15 protein-coding genes are annotated in these 17,069 nt (G+C 71.3%); 4 read left to right on the forward strand and 11 right to left on the reverse strand.

Going from position 1 to position 17,069, the window contains the following annotated elements; translation table 11 throughout:
- Positions 1-5: 5 nt before the first annotated feature.
- Together ADK67_RS23525 and ADK67_RS23530 are read right to left on the reverse strand one after the other, a co-directional pair.
- Positions 6-1,400 carry an NAD-dependent malic enzyme gene (locus ADK67_RS23525; RefSeq protein ID WP_053718645.1) on the reverse strand — a complete coding sequence of 465 codons (1,395 nt, stop codon included), beginning with the start codon at positions 1,398-1,400 and terminating at the stop codon, positions 6-8.
- Between the two features lie 94 nt (positions 1,401-1,494).
- Positions 1,495-1,680: a hypothetical protein gene (locus tag ADK67_RS23530; RefSeq protein ID WP_053718646.1), complete on the reverse strand. Its 186-nt coding sequence runs from the start codon at positions 1,678-1,680 to the stop codon at positions 1,495-1,497.
- A gap of 123 nt (positions 1,681-1,803) precedes the next feature.
- Here ADK67_RS23530 and ADK67_RS23535 point away from each other — a divergent pair, with 123 nt between their 5' ends.
- Together ADK67_RS23535 and ADK67_RS23540 are read left to right on the forward strand one after the other, a co-directional pair.
- Complete coding sequence (locus tag ADK67_RS23535) at positions 1,804-2,376, forward strand: 3'-5' exonuclease (RefSeq protein ID WP_053718692.1); 573 nt, start codon at positions 1,804-1,806, stop codon at positions 2,374-2,376.
- A gap of 261 nt (positions 2,377-2,637) precedes the next feature.
- On the forward strand, positions 2,638-4,884 hold the full coding sequence (locus tag ADK67_RS23540; protein WP_053718647.1) for a helicase-associated domain-containing protein: 2,247 nt from the start codon (positions 2,638-2,640) through the stop codon (positions 4,882-4,884).
- A gap of 209 nt (positions 4,885-5,093) precedes the next feature.
- Here ADK67_RS23540 and ADK67_RS23545 read toward each other — a convergent pair whose 3' ends face one another.
- The 4 genes from ADK67_RS23545 to ADK67_RS23560 are packed head-to-tail and all read right to left on the reverse strand — an operon-like array spanning position 5,094 to position 10,238.
- A complete protein-coding gene (locus tag ADK67_RS23545) occupies positions 5,094-5,699 on the reverse strand; it encodes a GTP-binding protein (RefSeq protein WP_053718648.1) in 606 nt (201 codons plus the stop codon).
- Entirely contained in the window at positions 5,680-6,438 is a 759-nt protein-coding gene (locus ADK67_RS23550) for a DUF742 domain-containing protein (protein ID WP_063797702.1), read from the reverse strand. The genes ADK67_RS23545 and ADK67_RS23550 overlap by 20 nt, the downstream gene beginning before the upstream one ends.
- A gap of 30 nt (positions 6,439-6,468) precedes the next feature.
- On the reverse strand, positions 6,469-6,888 hold the full coding sequence (locus tag ADK67_RS23555) for a roadblock/LC7 domain-containing protein (protein ID WP_033442969.1): 420 nt from the start codon (positions 6,886-6,888) through the stop codon (positions 6,469-6,471).
- Entirely contained in the window at positions 6,885-10,238 is a 3,354-nt protein-coding gene (locus ADK67_RS23560) for a sensor histidine kinase (RefSeq protein WP_231648328.1), read from the reverse strand. Before ADK67_RS23560 ends, ADK67_RS23555 begins: the two co-directional genes overlap by 4 nt.
- A 555-nt stretch (positions 10,239-10,793) precedes the next feature.
- Here ADK67_RS23560 and ADK67_RS23565 point away from each other — a divergent pair.
- Positions 10,794-11,660 (forward strand): ABC transporter substrate-binding protein, encoded by an 867-nt coding sequence (locus ADK67_RS23565; protein ID WP_231648329.1) that lies wholly within the window; start codon positions 10,794-10,796, stop codon positions 11,658-11,660.
- A 125-nt stretch (positions 11,661-11,785) separates the two neighbouring features.
- Here ADK67_RS23565 and ADK67_RS52685 read toward each other — a convergent pair whose 3' ends face one another.
- The 4 genes from ADK67_RS52685 to ADK67_RS23585 all read right to left on the reverse strand — a co-directional run bounded on the left by ADK67_RS52685 (position 11,786) and on the right by ADK67_RS23585 (position 14,892).
- Positions 11,786-12,700, reverse strand: coding sequence for an LppU/SCO3897 family protein (locus ADK67_RS52685; protein ID WP_053718651.1), 915 nt, complete (start codon positions 12,698-12,700; stop codon positions 11,786-11,788).
- A gap of 65 nt (positions 12,701-12,765) precedes the next feature.
- Positions 12,766-13,233, reverse strand: a complete 468-nt coding sequence (locus tag ADK67_RS23575) for an LppU/SCO3897 family protein (protein ID WP_053718652.1) — start codon at positions 13,231-13,233, stop codon at positions 12,766-12,768.
- 76 nt (positions 13,234-13,309) lie between these two features.
- A complete protein-coding gene (locus ADK67_RS49255; protein WP_053718653.1) occupies positions 13,310-14,206 on the reverse strand; it encodes an LppU/SCO3897 family protein in 897 nt (298 codons plus the stop codon).
- 68 nt (positions 14,207-14,274) lie between these two features.
- Positions 14,275-14,892: an LppU/SCO3897 family protein gene (locus ADK67_RS23585; protein WP_053718654.1), complete on the reverse strand. Its 618-nt coding sequence runs from the start codon at positions 14,890-14,892 to the stop codon at positions 14,275-14,277.
- Between the two features lie 212 nt (positions 14,893-15,104).
- Between ADK67_RS23585 and ADK67_RS23590 the strand changes: the two genes are divergently transcribed.
- A complete protein-coding gene (locus ADK67_RS23590) occupies positions 15,105-16,766 on the forward strand; it encodes a DNA repair helicase XPB (RefSeq protein WP_053718655.1) in 1,662 nt (553 codons plus the stop codon).
- On the opposite strand, the gene ADK67_RS23595 is transcribed toward ADK67_RS23590, so the two are convergent.
- Positions 16,734-16,985 carry a hypothetical protein gene (locus ADK67_RS23595; RefSeq protein ID WP_053718656.1) on the reverse strand — a complete coding sequence of 84 codons (252 nt, stop codon included), beginning with the start codon at positions 16,983-16,985 and terminating at the stop codon, positions 16,734-16,736. The genes ADK67_RS23590 and ADK67_RS23595 overlap by 33 nt on opposite strands.
- Positions 16,986-17,069 lie beyond the last annotated feature (84 nt).

A 17,069-nucleotide genomic window follows, 5' to 3' on the forward strand; every position in this document is an offset into this window, starting at 1 on the left:
CGATGCTAGGCGGAAGCCGACTCCACAGCGGCCTTCCGGACCGCTTCCGCGACCGCAGGGGCGACGGTGCTGTCGAACACGCTGGGCACGATGAACGACGCGTTGAGCCGCTCGCCGTCCACCACGTCCGCGATGGCGTTGGCCGCCGCGATCAGCATCGAGTCGGTGATCGTGCGGGCGTGGGCGTCGAGCAGGCCCCGGAACACGCCCGGGAACGCCAGCACGTTGTTGATCTGGTTCGGGAAGTCGCTGCGCCCGGTGGCCACGACGGCGGCGTGCTTCTGCGCCTCCATCGGGTCGATCTCCGGGTCCGGGTTGGCCAGCGCGAACACGATCGCGTCGCTGTTCATCGTGGCGACCTGCTCGGCGCCGAACAGGTTCGGGGCGGACACGCCGATGAACACGTCGGCGCCGACCAGCGCGTCGTGCAGCCCGCCGCTGACGTTGTCCTTGTTGGTCGACGCGGCGACGGACTTCAGGTTGTCGTCCAGGCCGGGCCGGTCGCGGTGCACGATGCCGTCGACGTCGACCGCCACCACGTCACCGGGCTCCTGCTTGAGCAGCAGCCGGATGATCGCGCTGCCCGCCGCGCCGACACCGCACACCACGACCTTGCAGTCGGTGATCTTCTTGCCGACCACGCGCAGGGCGTTGCGCAGCGCGCCGACGACGACGATCGCGGTGCCGTGCTGGTCGTCGTGGAAGACGGGGATGTCGAGCTTCTCCCGCAGCCGCGCCTCGATCTCGAAGCAGCGGGGCGCGGCGATGTCCTCGAGGTTGATGCCGCCGTAGACGGGGGCGATCAGCTCGACCGCGCGGATGATCTCCTCGGTGTCCTGGGTGTCCAGGCAGACCGGCCAGGCGTCGACGCCCGCGAACTTCTTGAACAGCGCGGCCTTGCCCTCCATCACGGGCAGCGCGGCGGCCGGGCCGATGTTGCCGAGGCCGAGCACGGCGGAACCGTCGGTGACCACGGCGACCGTGTTGCGCTTGATGGTGAGCCGGCGGGCGTCGTCCGGGTTCTCCGCGATGGCCATGCAGACCCGGGCGACACCGGGCGTGTAGGCGCGGGAGAGGTCGTCGCGGTTGCGCAGCGGCACCTTGGACGCGATCTCGATCTTGCCGCCGAGGTGGACCAGGAACGTCCGGTCGGACACCTTGCGGACCACGATCCCGGGCAGCAGCTCCAGGGTGTCGGTGATGTCCTTGGCGTGGTTGGCCGACAGCGCGTTGCAGGTGAGGTCGATGATCACCCGGTCCGTGTGCGACTCGACGACGTCGAACGCGGTGATCACGCCGCCCGCCCGGCCGACGGCCGAGGTCAGGTCGCCGGCGGCCGACGCCGACGGCGGGGCCTCCAGCCGGACGGTGATCGAGTAACCAGGGCCGGGGACCGGCATCGAACCTCCCAGAACAGCACAGCTCAAGAGGTGTCGAGCGTAGTCCGCACAGATATACGGAACGCGCGCGGCTCGACGGCCGCGCGCGCCCGGTCTAGCGGTTGATCTCCGTCACCGGGTGGTGGTAGCCGAGCTCTTCGACCGGCAGCGGGAAGGTGACCTTGCCGAACGGGGACATCGCGCCCTGCGTGTCGCTGGCCAGCTCGGACACCGCGTACTTGCCGTCGGCGGGCGGCTCCGGCCAGTGCGGGTCGATGCGCTCGGGGCGGGCCTTGGCCACGGTTCCTCCTCGGTCGTGCCTTCGTCGGGACAAGTGTGCCTCATCCGCCCTGGTGACCACGCGCGGTGCCCGGCGGCGAAAAGCGAGAGCCACGTCACGGGTGTGATCCCTACCCTCGTGCCGGTGAGCGATGCGGAGCTGCTGAACGTGGTCGACGTCGAGGCGACGTGCTGGGAGGGCGAGCCGCCGCCCGGGCAGGTGAGCGAGATCATCGAGATCGGCCTGACCGAGGTCGACCTGGCGTCGGGCGAACGGGTCGGCAGGCACCGCGTCCTGGTCCGGCCGGCGCGTTCGACGGTCAGCGCGTTCTGCACCGGACTGACCGGGCTCACGCAGGCGGAGGTGGAGACGGGCGTGGACTTCGCCGAGGCGTGCCGGCTGCTGGCCGTCGAGCACCGGGCGGGCGTGCGGCCGTGGGCGAGCTGGGGCGACTACGACCGCAAGCAGTTCGCGCGGCAGTGCCGGGCGACGGGCGTGACGTACCCGTTCGGGCGACGGCACTGGAACGCGAAGCTGGTCTTCACCCAGGCGCACGACCTGCGCAAACGGCCGGGGATGGCGCAAGCTTTGACGATCGCCGGCCTGCCGCTGGAGGGCAGGCACCACTCCGGCGAGGACGACGCGTGGAACATCGCGGCCCTGGTCCTCCACCTGGCCGAGCGGGACGCCTGGCCCGCCACCCCGACCGATGGCTGACCACTCCGCGGACCGCCCCAACCCCGTGGACTGCCTGAAGGCCACGGACCGCCCGAACCCCGTGGACCGCCGGAAGCTCACGGACTGCCTGAAGCTCAAAGACCGCCCAAAGCCCGTGGCTGCGCAAGCGTCCCCGCCCAGGGGAACCCTGTTTCGCATTCTACCGGCGGGGTCCGACAATTCCGGCCGGCCCACCGGTGGCGGCGGGGTTTCGGGGGCTGGTCGGCCCGGCGCGGGTGGGCGGCATATACCGTGGTGAGGATGTCCGGCACGACCCTCGCCGAGTGGCTGCGGGCGCAGGACGACTCCGCGCTCGTGGCTCTGCTGCGCGCCCGGCCGGACCTGGCCACGCCCCCGCCGGCGGACACGACCGTGCTCGCCACCCGCATCGGGTCGCGGGCGTCCGTGGCGCGGGCCTGCGAAGACCTCGACACGCTGACGTTGACCGTCCTCGAAGCGCTGCTCGTGCTGGACGCCGACCAGGCGCCGGTCACCCGGACGGCCGTGCAGGAGCTGTTCGGCACGACCGACATCAGCGCGCCCCTCGACGCGCTCCGCTCCCGTGCCCTGCTCTGGGGCGGCGACCACGCGCTGTCCACGCCACCCGCCAGCCGTGACGCGGTCAACCCGTTCCCGTGCGGTCTCGGACGCTCCGTGCCCCGCCTCGCCGACGCCGACCTCACGTCCCTCGACCCCGACGAGCACCGCGTGCTGCAGACCCTCGCCGCGGGCCCGCCGGTCGGGCAGACGAAGGACGCCGCGCACGTCGTCTCCCTCGCCAACGCCCGGACGCCGATCCAGAAGCTGCTCGCCCGCGGCCTGCTGGTGCGGCGTGACGCGCAGACCGTCGAGCTGCCCCGCGAGATCGGCCTGAAGGTCCGGGGCGACCGGCCGCTCGGCACGGTCCAGACCACCGAACCGCCGCTCACCACGTTCCGCCGCGACCTCTCCGACGTCGACCACACCGGCGGCGGTGAGGCGTTGGAGCTGTCCCGGCACGTCGAGACGCTGCTCAAGAGCTGGTCGGAGGACCCGCCGGCGGTGCTGCGGTCGGGTGGCGTGGGCGTGCGGGAGCTGCGGAAGCTCGCCAAGGACCTCGACGTGGACGAACGCCGGGCCGCGCTGCTGGTCGAACTGGTCGTCAACGCGGGCCTGGTCGCCGACACCGAGGGCGTCGAGCCCGAGTGGGTGCCGACCACGCAGACCGACGCGTGGCTGGTCGCCGCGCCCGAGCACCGGTGGGCGACGCTGGCCCAGGCGTGGCTGGACCTGCCCCGGCTGCCCGGCCTGATCGGGCAGCGCGACGACCGCGACCGGCTGCTCAACCCGCTGGCGCCGGAGCTGAACCGGCCGGGTGCGCCACGCGACCGCAGGCGCATCCTCGAAGCCCTGGCCGCGTTGGAGCCGGGCACCGCCGTGATCGAGCCGGACGAGCTGGCCGCCGTGCTGGCGTGGCGGGCGCCCCGGCGCGGCGGGCGGCTGCGGGACGAGCTGGTGCGCTGGACCGTGGAGGAGGGCACGCAGGTCGGTGTCCTCGCGCACAACGCCATCACCGCGCAGGGCCGCACGCTGCTGACCGAGGGCCCCGGCGCGGCGGCGAAACGGCTGGGCGACGCGTTGCCCGCGCCGGTCGACCACGTGCTGGTGCAGGCGGACCTGACGGTCGTCGCGCCCGGGCGGTTGGACCCGGAGCTGGCCGACGAGATCGCGCTGGTCGCGGACGTCGAGTCGGCCGGCAGCGCCACCGTCTACCGGGTGCGCGAGGGCTCGGTGCGGCGGGCGTTCGACGCCGGGCGCAGCGCCGCCGACCTGCACGAGCTGTTCAAGAGCCGGTCGCGCACGCCGGTGCCGCAGTCGTTGACGTACCTGATCGACGACGCGGCGCGCAGGCACGGCAGGTTGCGGGGCGGTGCGGCCGGGTCGTTCCTGCGCTGCGACGACCCCGTGCTGATCACCGAGGTGATGTCGCACGCGGCGGCCGAGCGGCTGGCGCTGCGCAAGATCGCGCCGACCGTGCTGGTCAGCCCGCTGCCGCTGGCCGAGGTGCTGGACGGGTTGCGCGACGCCGGTTTCGCGCCCGCCGCCGAGGGGCCGGACGGTCACGTGCTGGACCTGCGGGCCGGTGGCCGTCGGATCGCGGGCAAGGGGCGGCGCAGGCCGGTGCAGCCGAGCGCGCCGTCGGACGAGCAGTTGGGCGAGCTGGTGCGGCTGGTGCGGGCGGGTGACCGTGCGGCGACGACCACCGGTGGCGCACGGGTGTCGGTGCCGGGTCACCTGGGCGCGGGGCCGTCGGCGACGCTCGCGTTGCTGCAACGGGCGGCGCGCGAGGGTCGCAGCGTCCTGGTCGACTTCGTGGACGGCCACGGCACCGCCGCCCGGCGGGTGATCACGCCGCAGATCGTCGGCGGCGGCGTGCTGGAGGGCGTGGACGTCAGCTACGGCGAGGTCCGCCGGTTCCCGCTGCACCGCATCACGTCCGCCGCCCTGGTCGAAGGCGACGGAGCGTAATCCCCGTTCGCGCCAGATGATCACCTGATCGGTGGACCTCTGACGCCCTAGCGTCGAGTCGCGGCGCTCGCACCACACCACCCGCGCGTCGACCGGACCGGGCCACCCCCGCCCCTCGGGCACGCCGAAGGGCGGCCTCCTACGAGGAGACCGCCCTTCGGGCGAAAGTCGTCAGATCAGCGCGCACACCGGTCGACCCGTGAGGTCGATCAGCCCGCGCGGACCGACATCCATTGGCGCATGGCGTGCTCGACCAGCGTGATGAGCGTCTGCTTGGTCGACTGCCGGTTGCGCGCGTCGCAAGTCACTATCGGCACGGACTGGTCGATCGTGAGCGCCTCTCGCACGTCCTCGATGCGGTGGTGCAGCAGGCCGTCGAAGCAGTTGACCCCGACCACGTACGGCAGCTGCCGGTCGTCGAAGAAGTCGATCGAGGCGAACGCGTCCGCCAACCGGCGGGTGTCCACCAGCACGATCGCGCCGATCGCGCCGCGCACCAGGTCGTCCCACATGAACCAGAACCGGTGCTGGCCCGGTGTGCCGAACAGGTACAGGATCAGGTCCTGGTCCAGCGACACCCGGCCGAAGTCCATGGCCACCGTCGTGGTGACCTTGTTCGGCGTCGCCGAGAGGTCGTCGACCCCGGCGCTGGCCTCGGTCATCACCGCTTCGGTGGTCAGCGGAACGATCTCCGACACGGAACCGACGAACGTAGTCTTGCCCACGCCGAAGCCACCGGCCACCACGATCTTCGCGGAGGTCGTCGGCTTCCGTTCGCCTTCGGCCGCGTTGGGGCTAGAGCCTGCGAAGCCCACTGAGCACCCTCTCAAGGAAATCAATGGACGGCTTGTCCCCCGTGATCAAGCCACCCTGATGAATCAAAACCAAACCCATGCTCGCCATGTCGCCGATCAGCACCCGGGCCACGCCGAGCGGTAGCCGGAGGTGGGCGGCGACCTCGGCCACCGACCTGGTGTCGGTGCACAGCCCGCAGATCGACCGGTGCTCGGGGAGCACCGCCGCGTCGCGTTCGAGACCGCGCTCGCTGGTCGACACCAGCGCCTCGATCGCGAGGTCGTAATCGGGCCGGGTGCGGCCACCGGTCCGGGTGTACGGGCGGACCAGCGACCCGGACTCCGCCGCCGGGTTCTCCTCGCGCCGCACGACCGGCTGGGGGCCCGTCGTGTAGGGCACCTGTTCCGGCACGCTGTCCGGCAGGCCGTGCGCGCCGAAGAGATCGGCTCCCGGACCTCCGAACAGGCCGCTGCCGTACCCGTCGATGTCGAACCGGTTGGGAACGTCGTCGTAGTCGTACGACGAGTCGTCAACCTCACGCTGAGACATATCGCCTTGCCCCTGCCCTGTGCCTTCGACCCGTGGCCGCCGCGCCTGCTCCGCCCGGCGGTCCGGCCACGAGTTGGGTGCGTCCTCGGCTTCCTCGTCCTGTGCGGGGTCGGCATCCGGCTCAGCGAATCGGAAGCCGCCGACCGCCCACTCCTGGTAGTCGAAGTTCCTACCGAAGCGTCGGCCGCCGGCGCCAGATCGTTCAGCCATTTACCTTCACCCCCACGATCTCATGAGGATCTACCGCCGAACCACGCCCTGGAGCTGCGCGCGCAGCTCCGGGGTGAGCTGCTGGCCCACGCGCTCGACCAGCAACGTCATCTCGTACGCGACGAGGCCGATGTCGCAGTTCGGGGCCGCGAGCACCGCGAGGCACGACCCGTCGCTGATCGACATCAGGAACAGGTAGCCCCGTTCCATCTCGACCACGGTCTGGTTGACCGTGCCCGCCTCGAAGCACCGCGCCGCGCCCGCCGTGAGGCTGACGAGACCGGATGCCACGGCGGACAGCTGTTCGGCGCGGTCGCGGGGCAAACCCTGCGAGCCGGCGAGCAACAGCCCGTCCGCCGACACGACCACGGAATGTGCCACACCGGGAACCCGGCGCACGAAGTCGGTGATAAGCCAACCAAAGCTGCCTGGCTGAGCTGCGGTCGTCACTCCTGCTCCTCGTCTTGCCGGCTCGACATGTCACCAGCGTAAGCGTCGATCAAAGCGTGTCGCCCTCGACGGACGCCCTGCTGAAGACTCGACATGCGTCCACGGATCGCGTCAGCCGATCGTGGTGGCAGCGGGGGCCGCTGCGGTTGCCGCTCCGAAGCCGTCGGCTTCGGTGCGGCGGATCCCGGCACAAGCTGAGCCTTGGGCACCCGCTTGGGCAACCCCGCCTGTGTCGTGGTCTCTGGCGCCTTGTTCAGCAAGGCCTGTGCCGCCTGCCAGCCCTCGTCGGCGGGGGACTCCCACACCGACTCGGCGGCGGGCGCGACCGGCTCGGGTTCGGCGACCGGTTCGGGCTCGGTCACGCGGGACACCTCCGCGGCGCGCTTGGGCAGGTTGTTGGGCGAACCGGGCTGCCGCTTGGGCAGCCCGCCCTCGGTCAGACTAGTGCTTTCGGCGCGGCCGGCCATCGCCTCGCCCCGCTGGGGCAGGAGACCGCCTTCCGACTCGCGCTTCGGCACGGCGTTCTGGCCCGAGTCGAGCAGGCCGCGCGGGGGCAGCGGGTCGGCGGACGTGGTGGGCGCGACCGGCGGGATCGGACGCGGCCTGCGGGTCGGCAGCACCGACTCGGCGGGCGCGGCGGGCTCCGGCTCGGCGGCCGGCGGCGGTGGCACCGCCTGCGCGGTCGCCGCCGACGTCTCGCTGCCCACGGCCTGGAACCACTGCGAGAGGACCGCCTCGTAGATCGGCAGCCGCTCGGTCGGCGCGTCCAGGTCGCGGTCGATCTCCCTGGCCGCGGGCTGCGGCGCCGAACCGTTGCGGTGCGCGGGCTCGGGCTCCGGCACGAACTCGGGCTCCGGCTCGACGAGGAAGCCGCTGTCCAGCGGCGCGAACTGGGTGGTCTCGAAGCCGTGCTCGTAGTCCGCGTCGTGCTCGGAGCGGTCCTCGTAGGCCGTGAACAGGGTCGGTTCGCCGAACGAGCCCTCCGGCTCGCGCTCGACGTCACGCTCGTCGGCCGCCTGCATCCACGGCTGCGACACCTCGGCGGGCGTCTCCGCGGGCGCCTGCCCGAACGTCGGCGTCTCGCCGAACGCGGGCACGCGGGCCGGGTCGTGCTCGCCCTGGCCCTGCACGAAGCTCACCGGGAACGCCGGCTCGTCCTCGACGCGCGGCATGCTCGGGAAGCTCGAGTCGTCGTCCAGGCGGGACATGGTGCCGGTGCCGAACGCGCCGGCGATGCCGGACGCGCGCTGCGCCGTCGTCCCGAAACCCGAGTCGCCGAACCCGGAGTCGCCGAACCCGGCGGAGTCGCCGTAACCGGAGTCGCCGAACGCCGAGGCGGGCTCGGCGCCCATGGGGGAGCCCGGCGCGCCGGGAGAGGCGACCAACGTGTCCGGCACGAGCACGAGCGCGGTGGTGCCGCCCTCGATGTCCTCGTTGGACCGCAGCCGCACCTTGATGTCGTGCCGCTTGGCGAGCCGCGCGACCACGTACAGGCCCATCCGGCGGGACACCGCGACGTCCACGTCCGGCGGGTCGGCCAGCCGCTCGTTGGCGTCGGTGATCTCCTGCTCGCCCATGCCGACGCCGCGGTCCTGGATCTCGATCGCCAGCTCGCCCTTGCGGGTGCGGGCGGTGCGCACGGTGACCTTGGTCACCGGGTCGGAGAACGCGGTGGCGTTGTCCAGCAGCTCCGCGATCAGGTGCACGAGGTCGTTGACCGCGCGGCCCTGGACGGTGAGCTCCGGCGTCTGGCCGACCTGCACGCGGGCGTACTGCTCGACCTCGGACACCGCGGCGCCGAGCACCTCGGCCGCCGGGACCGGGCGGGTCAGCCGCCGGGACAGGTCCGTGCCGGACAGGACCAGCAGGTTCTCGCTGTTGCGCCGCATGCGGGTGGCGAGGTGGTCCAGCTCGAACAGGCTGGCCAGCTGGTCGGGGTCCTGCTCGTCCTGCTCCAGCCGGTCGATCAGGTTCAGCTGGCGCTCGACCAGGGCCTGCGAGCGGCGGGACAGGTTGACGAACATCGAGTTGACGTTGTCGCGCAGCAGGGCCTGCTCGGCGGCCAGCCGCACCGCCTCGCCGTGCACCGCGTCGAACGCCCGGGCCACCTGGCCGACCTCTTCGCGCGTGGTGATCGGCACCGGCGCGATGGCCGTCTTCGCCGCTTCCTGCGGGTTCGGGTCGGCGAGGATCCGGCCGACCGCCTCGGGCAGGCCGTGGTCGGCCACCTCGAGCGCGGTGCGGCGCAGCGTGCGCAGCGGGTTGAGGATCGAGCGGGCCACGAACAGCGCCATGACCAGCGCCAGCAGCAACGCGCCCAGCACGATGCCGGAGTCGCGGAACGCCGCGGCGCGCGCCACGCCGGTCAGCTCGTCGGTCCGGTTCTGCAGCTGCTCCAGCAGCAGGTTCTCCACGTCCCGGGTGAGGTTCACGGTCAGCGTGGACGCGATGTCCCACTTCTCGGGCCGCAGCGACGTCATGGGTGTGCCGACCGAGGCCGAGTGCAGCGCCGTTTCCTGCATGTCGTTCGCGGTGTCGACGATGAGGCCCGTGACGGTGTCGTCGTAGATCTTGGCCTGGTCGGCGGTCGCGGACTTGCGGAAGTCGTTGCGGGCGGCGTCCAGCTCGGCGTTCGCGGCCAGCAGCTGGCGCTCCTGGCCCGGGCCGAACTCGCCGCGCTGGAAGACGTCGAGCATGATGCCGCGCTTGCGCGACTCCTGCTCCTTGATGCGGGCGATCGCGTTGGTGGCCAGGTGCAGCCGCACCAGCTCGGGCTCGTTGATGCCCGCGATGGCCTGCTCGCCGAGGTCGAGGAGGCTCTCCACCGACTCGGAGTAGGTGCGCATCACGGCGTCGGACGGGTACTGCGTCTCGCGGACCGCGTTGCGGAGGCTGTTGAGCCGGTTGAGCTGGCTGGACGCCCGGCGGAACCGGGTCACCACCTCGTCGTCGAGGTCGGCGCTGAGGTCGACGATCTTGGCGTTGAGGGCCTGGACGGTGTCCTCGACGCGGCGCAGCTGGCGGTCGAGGACCACGCGGTCGAGCTGCTTGCCGGACGCCACATGGCTCGCGCTCAGGTCGCGCTCGCGCTGCAACTGCTGCACCAGGTCGGCGACCGCCGACTCGAGCTGGATCTGGTTCGCCAGCCGGTTGAGGTCGGCCGCGTCGGCGAGGTCGGAGTTGACGCGCAGCCCGCCGAGGGCCACCGCGGCGATGGTCGGGATCAGCAGGACGGCCGTCAGCTTGGTGGGCAACCGCCAGTTGCGCAGGCGCCAGCCGGCCGTGCGGGTCGGCCCGACCTTCCCGGCCGCGGTCGGACCACTCTTCGTCGGACCCGTTTGCTCAGTCACAGTTCCATCACTCAGCGCAGCCAGTCCGTCACCCGTTCCGGGCCTTTCGGAGCGCGGTGGAATCCCCACGCCTGACTGGCTGGGACCTCTCTCTCGACGGGCCACCCTGGGCTTCCTCTTCCGGCAGCAGTGGTTCCGGCCTCTCCCCCGCGGACCGAAGCATGGACTCGAATTCGGGCCGAATTGCAGCACAGGAGCGGTGGTGCCGGCTAGTCACCCCCACCCTGCACAGGGACACGACGGTCAGCGACGACCTGTGCCACCAGCCGGGGAGCGTAGTGCTCGACACCAGCCCCGGGGAAGACTCCGGAAGCACTCACCGTATCGGAGCAGGGCTGTCGTTTCATACCTCTGGGTGGTTACCATCCCGGGCATCGACAAGTGCGTCGACAAATTCGTTGATCAAAAGACCCCGCTCTCGAGGTCATCCCGGCGAGAGGTGCCATGCCTACCCCAGCGCGTGTTCTGCGACGTGCGGCAGCGTTGTTCGCTTGTGCCGCCACCTTGACGGCGTGCGGACTGATCCCCGGCACCGACGGGAACAACCGCCCAGAGGTGGAACGCAACACACTGCGCATCGGTGTGCTGCCGGTGGTGGACGTGGCGCCGCTCCGCCTGGCGTTCAACAACAAGCTGTTCGAGAAGGCCGGGCTGCAGGTGCAGCTGGTGCCCCTGAACAGCGAGCTCGAGGGCATCAAGCAGCTCGACACCACGCTGGACCTGACCTGGGCGACGCACGTCACGGTCTTCCGCAGCTTCACCGAGGGCACGCAGCTGCAGCTGCAGGGCGAGGCGTACCAGGCGGGCGCGAACACGATGGCGCTGGTCACCCTCGACCCGGACTACGACCGCCCCGGCAAGATCGCCAACCCGCGCATCGCCGTGCCGTCCACCGGCGACGTCGGCGCGCTGACCACGGCGGCCGTGCTCAAGACGGCGGGCGTGGAGAAGCAGCGGATCAGGCTGTCCGAGATGCCGTTCGAGCAGATGGTCACCGCGATGCAGGCCAAGCAGGTCGACGCGGCGTGGATGACCGAGCCGTACATCACGCAGGCCCAGGCTGGCACGGGCGCGCGCATCCTCACCGACACCGCCGTGGGCCCGACCAAGGACTTCCCCATGTCCGGGTACACGTCGAGCAAGAAGTTCGCCGACGGCAACCCGCGCACGCTGGCCCTGTTCCGGCAGGTCCTGCGGGACGCGCAGGAGGCGGCGTCGAACGACAAGCTGTCCGTGCAGAACGCGCTGACCGGCTACATGGACGTCGACCAGCAGACCGCGGCGCTGGTGTCGGTGGGCACGTTCCCGCTGTCGCTCAACCCCGTCCGGCTGCAGCGCGTCGCCGACATGATGGACACCGAAGAGGTGCTGTCGGAGCGGTTGGACGTGCCCGGGTTGTTGCCGCCTGGAACCACCAACTGACTCTCGGTCAGCAAAACCGGCGTGCGATAGGGGGCCTTCCCATTGCGGGAAGGCCCCCTATTTTTGGATTTCCGCGTCGGTTGGAACTCGATCCGGCGACGGCCGCGTCTCGGCGCGGTACCGGATCAGGCTTCCGTCAAGCAGATCGTCGTAGCGGGCTGTGAGTAAACGGACACGGTGTCGCCGCTCTCGCACTCGTTCTCGTCCGCCCGGCCCGCGATGACCTTGCCCACCTTGTACGAAGCGCTCGAATCGCAGGTCACCTTGGTGGTTTTGGCCGCGACAATCGAGCCCTCCTGCTTGAAGCAGTCGCCCTCGGCGGCGTTGAGCATCAGGCACAGCTTGAAGCCGTTGCTGCGCCGGCCGCCGCTGTCGGAGTACTCGGCGTAGTCGCCGTCCGGGCAGTTGTCGGCGCTGCTGTCGAGCCTGGTGGCGACCTTGAAGGCGGCCTCCTGCGACGAGCACTCGACCTTCTCGACGTCGGCGTCGCTGACGGAGGCCGAGACGACCTTGATGCAGTCGCCCGCCTCGGCGCCCCCTGGGCCGGTGACGTTGGCGATGATGCCCGCGACCACGACGCCCACGATGCCCAGCGCCACCACCGCGACCAGCGCTTTCGCGCCGCGGGACGTGCCGCCCTTGGCGGGCGGGGGCGGGAACTGCTGCGGGTAGCCGGGCTGGCCCGGCTGACCGAACTGGCCAGGCTGCCCGGGTTGCCCGAACTGACCCGGCTGACCCTGCTGGCCTGGCTGGCCGAACTGACCCGGGTACTGGTCCTGGCCCGGGTACCCGGGCTGCGCGTACTGGGGCGGCTGGTCCTGGTAGCCCGGCATCGGCCGGTAGCCGTCCTGCTGCGGGTAGCCGGGGCCTTGCTGCTGGTAGCCGCCCTGCTGGGGGTGGCCCGGCTGCTGGTACGGCTGCTGCGGGTACGGCTGGCCGGGCGGTGGGGCCGGGAAGCCCTGCGGCGACGACGGCGGTCCCCAGCCAGGCTGCTGGGGCGGTGGGAAGCCGTGGGGCGGCTGGTCGGGTGGCGTGGTCACCTGGCGTTCCTCTCGATGTACAACGAGCGGAACGTACCGTCGCGCGCCGCGCGGGCGCAGCGATTTCAGCCCATGTCGGACGCGCGGACCAGGCAGAACGTGACGACCGGCTCCACGTAGGTCAACTTCTGCCCGTTCGCGCACTCCACGGGCTCGCGGGCGACGCTCGCCACCTTGATCGCCTCGGCGGTCGTGCAGTCGACCTTCTTCATCCCCGACTCGCGGTCGCCCTGGTAGCACGCGCCCTGCACGAAGTTCGGGATCAGGCACAACGTGTCCGCGCGGGTGAAGATCGTGTACGGCGCGCCGCCCTTGGGGCACTGCGAGGCCTCGTCGACGACCTTGGCGACCCGCACGTTGGCGTCCGCGGCCCCGCAGTCGAGCGGCCGGTACTTGGCGCCCTGCTCGACCTTCTCGATGTGCGCGCAGACGCCCGGCTCGGTGCCCTTGGGCGCGTCGGTGAGCAGCGTGAACGCGAACGCGCCCGCCACCACGACCGCGACCGCACCGATGCCCCACCCGATCTTCCGCATGGAACAGGGCATCGGCACGGCCGCGCGCCGGGTTGAGCGGGTTCACCCGCCCGTGGTCACGACCCGGCGACCGACGTCACAGCTCGGCGGGCGCCAGGCAGTACGTGACGGGCGGCTCGGGGTAGGCCATGCCCGCGCCGTCGGGGCAGGCCTCCAGGTCCGTGGACCCCTCGATGACCTTGGTCACCTTGATGGTCTCGGGGCCGGTGCACTCGGTCTTGACGAACCCGGTGCCCTCGTCGGGCTTGTAGCAGGCGCCCTCGGCCATGTTGGGCAGCAGGCACAGCTTGTAGCCGCCGCCGACGGCCGGGACGATCTCGGTGTAGAGGCCTTCCTCGGGGCAGCCGGCGTCGGTCGTCTCGAGGACCTTGCCCACCTTGTACGACGCACGGTCGGCGGAGCAGTCGAGGGTGTCGACCTCGGCCCGGTTGTCGGCCTCGGCGGTCACGCTGACGCAGTCGCCGACCTCGGCGTTGGCGGCCCCGCTGGTGAGGTAGCGCACACCGTAGGCGACGACGCCGATCAGCAGCACGACCAGCACGCCGACGAGGATCTTCCGGCCGTTGCCGCCGGGCTTGCCGGTCTCGTTCGCCGCGGGCGCCTGCGAGGCGGGCTCGGCGGACGCGACGGGGTCCGCGGAGGGCGCCGGACGCGCACCGGTCACGGCGGTCGGGCCGGCGGGCGTGGCGGGTTCGTTGCCGGCCACCGGGCGTTCCCTGACGCCGGAGCCGGGCTCGGGGGCCGTGTCGTCGGGTTCGGCGGAACCGGAACCGGAGCCGAGACCGGAGGACGCGGGGGTGGAGAGCTGCCGCTCGTCGGCCGACGCGGCGGCGTCCTGCGAGGCCGCGATGCGCTCCGCGTCGGCGGGCGGCACGTCAGGGCCGGCTGAGGGATCGGCGGGGCGGGCCGTGGGATCGGCCGCGGCCCCGGTCGGCGCGTCGTCGTCGGCGGGTCGACTCGGCTCGTTGCTCATGATCATCCTCGCTGGACGGGTGCGCGTGACGCCCCAGAAGGTAGCGCCACGCGCACCCGCGAGGTGGATCAGGCGTTCTCGTTCGGCGCGAAGCAGAGGGTCATCTTCGGCTCCGGGAACGTCAGCGGCGCGCCGTCGGTGCAGGCGCTCTCGTCGACGCTGCCCTTGAGCAGCTTGACCAGCTTGAACGTGCCTGCCTTGCCGCAGTCGACGGCCGGGTAGCCCATCTGCGTGGTGTTCTCCAGGTCGTAGCAGCTGCCCTCGACCAGGTTCGGCACCAGGCACAGCTTCGAGTCCGGGCCGCGACGGGCCGACTCGGTGTACTCGTCGTAGTACTCGCCGGCGCACTTCGCGGTGGTGGAGTCGAGCACCTGGCCGACGGTGTAGTTCGCCTCGGCCGAGCCGCAGTCGACGGCCTTGTACTCCGGCTTGGTGTTGGTGCCGGTCAGGCTGGCGCAGTCGCCGGCCTTGGACTGGGCCGCGTCGCTGGTGAAGTAGTTGATGCCGTAGACGACCACACCGGCCACCGCGATACCGATGATCGCGGTGAGGATGCGCGCGACGATGCCCTTCTTCTTCGGCGCGGGCGGAATCGGCTGGCCCTGCGGGGCGTTGTGGAACTGCGGGGCACCCTGCTGCGGACCGTTCGGGTACTGCGGTGCGGACGCGGGCATGTCCGTGCTCATGAAGACCTTCGTTCCATCCGGGGAGGGCCCCAGTACGTCCGCGCGTAGGGTCGCGGTGGGGCGCAGGGACGCTATCGACTGCATCACATGGGCGTACACGGCTTTACCGAACCGAGTCCGTAAGCGTTGGGTGCGCATCCGCGTACTGTCCGCGACCGACTTGCACGCGGTATGCACACTTGCAGGACACCAAGCGACAGGAGCGCGCACCCGTGACCGACGGCCCTTTGATCGTCCAGTCGGACAAGACCCTGCTGCTGGAGGTCGAGCACCCGCTGTCGGACGACGCGCGCACCGCGATCGCGCCGTTCGCCGAGCTCGAACGCGCGCCCGAGCACGTCCACACCTACCGGATCACGCCGCTGGCGCTGTGGAACGCGCGCGCCGCCGGCCACGACGCCGAGCAGGTGGTCGACGCGCTGGTCCGGTTCTCCCGCTACCCCGTGCCGCAGCCGCTGCTGGTGGACGTGGTCGACACGATGGGCCGGTTCGGCCGGCTCCAGCTGGCCAACCACCCCGTGCACGGCCTGGTGCTGAACTCGCTGGACCGCGCCGTGCTGGAGGAGGTGCTCCGGCACAAGAAGGTCAAGCCGATGATGGGCGCGCGCGTCGACGACGACACCGTGATCGTGCACCCGAGCGAACGCGGCCGGCTCAAGCAGCTGCTGCTCAAGATCGGCTGGCCGGCGGAGGACCTCGCCGGGTACGTCGACGGCGAGGCGCACCCGATCGACCTGGTCGAGGACGGCTGGGAGCTGCGCGACTACCAGCGCCGGGCCGCGCAGGCGTTCTGGGCGGGCGGCTCGGGCGTGGTCGTGCTGCCGTGCGGCGCGGGCAAGACGCTGGTCGGCGCGGCGGCGATGGCCGAGGCGGGCGCGACCACGTTGATCCTGGTCACGAACACCGTGGCCGGTCGGCAGTGGAAGCGGGAGCTGGTCGCGCGGACGTCGTTGACCGAGGACGAGATCGGCGAGTACTCCGGCGAGCGCAAGGAGATCCGGCCGGTCACCATCGCGACCTACCAGGTGATCACCCGCAAGTCGAAGGGCGAGTACAAGCACCTGGAGCTGTTCGACTCGCGGGACTGGGGCCTGATCGTCTACGACGAGGTGCACCTGCTGCCCGCACCGGTGTTCCGGATGACGGCCGACCTCCAGTCGCGGCGCCGGCTCGGGCTGACCGCGACGCTGGTGCGCGAGGACGGCCAGGAGGGCGACGTGTTCTCGCTGATCGGGCCGAAGCGGTACGACGTCCCGTGGCGGGACATCGAGGCGCAGGGCTGGATCGCGCCCGCCGAGTGCGTCGAGGTGCGGGTGACGCTGACCGACAACGAGCGGCTGGAGTACGCGACGGCCGAGCCGGAGGAGCGCTACAAGCTGTGCTCCACGGCCCGGACGAAGCTGCCGGTGGTGCGGGCCATCCTCGACCGGCACCCCGACGAGCCGACGTTGGTGATCGGGGCCTACCTGGACCAGTTGGAGTCGCTGGGCGAGGCGCTGGACGCGCCGATCATCCAGGGTTCGACGAAGAACAAGGAGCGCGAGGCGCTGTTCGACCGGTTCCGGCGCGGCGAGCTGCGGACGTTGGTGGTGTCGAAGGTGGCGAACTTCTCCATCGACCTGCCCGAGGCGTCGGTGGCCGTGCAGGTGTCGGGGACGTTCGGGTCGCGGCAGGAGGAGGCGCAGCGGCTGGGCCGGTTGTTGCGGCCCAAGGGCGACGGGCGGCAGGCGCACTTCTACTCCGTCGTGTCGCGGGACACGTTGGACACCGACTACGCGGCGCACCGGCAGCGGTTCCTGGCGGAGCAGGGGTACGCGTACAAGATCGTGGACGCGGACGACCTACTCGGGCCCAAGCTGCCCGAGGTCGGCTGAACCGGCTTCGGCTTCCGCTGACCTGAGCTGGTCGAGCGCTCGCTGGAAGTGCTCGACCACCTTCTCCAGGCCGGCCTCGGTGACGACGAGGCTCAATTCGCCACCACGCCGTCCACTGAAGACGAACTGGGCCTCGTCGCCGACCACTTCGGCCTCGATCGAGCAGTGCTCCTCGACCCGAACCCACGAGTCGACCGAGATTCCACCATTCGTGAACACCTGAACCCTCTTTTCGCCGTGCTGGGTGGAGTACTTTTCTGACTTAAATCTGGATGACCAGTTTGGAGCAGCCTACAAGTGAGC

It is taken from the genome of Saccharothrix sp. NRRL B-16348 (genome assembly GCF_001280085.1).
GTDB lineage: Bacteria > Actinomycetota > Actinomycetes > Mycobacteriales > Pseudonocardiaceae > Actinosynnema.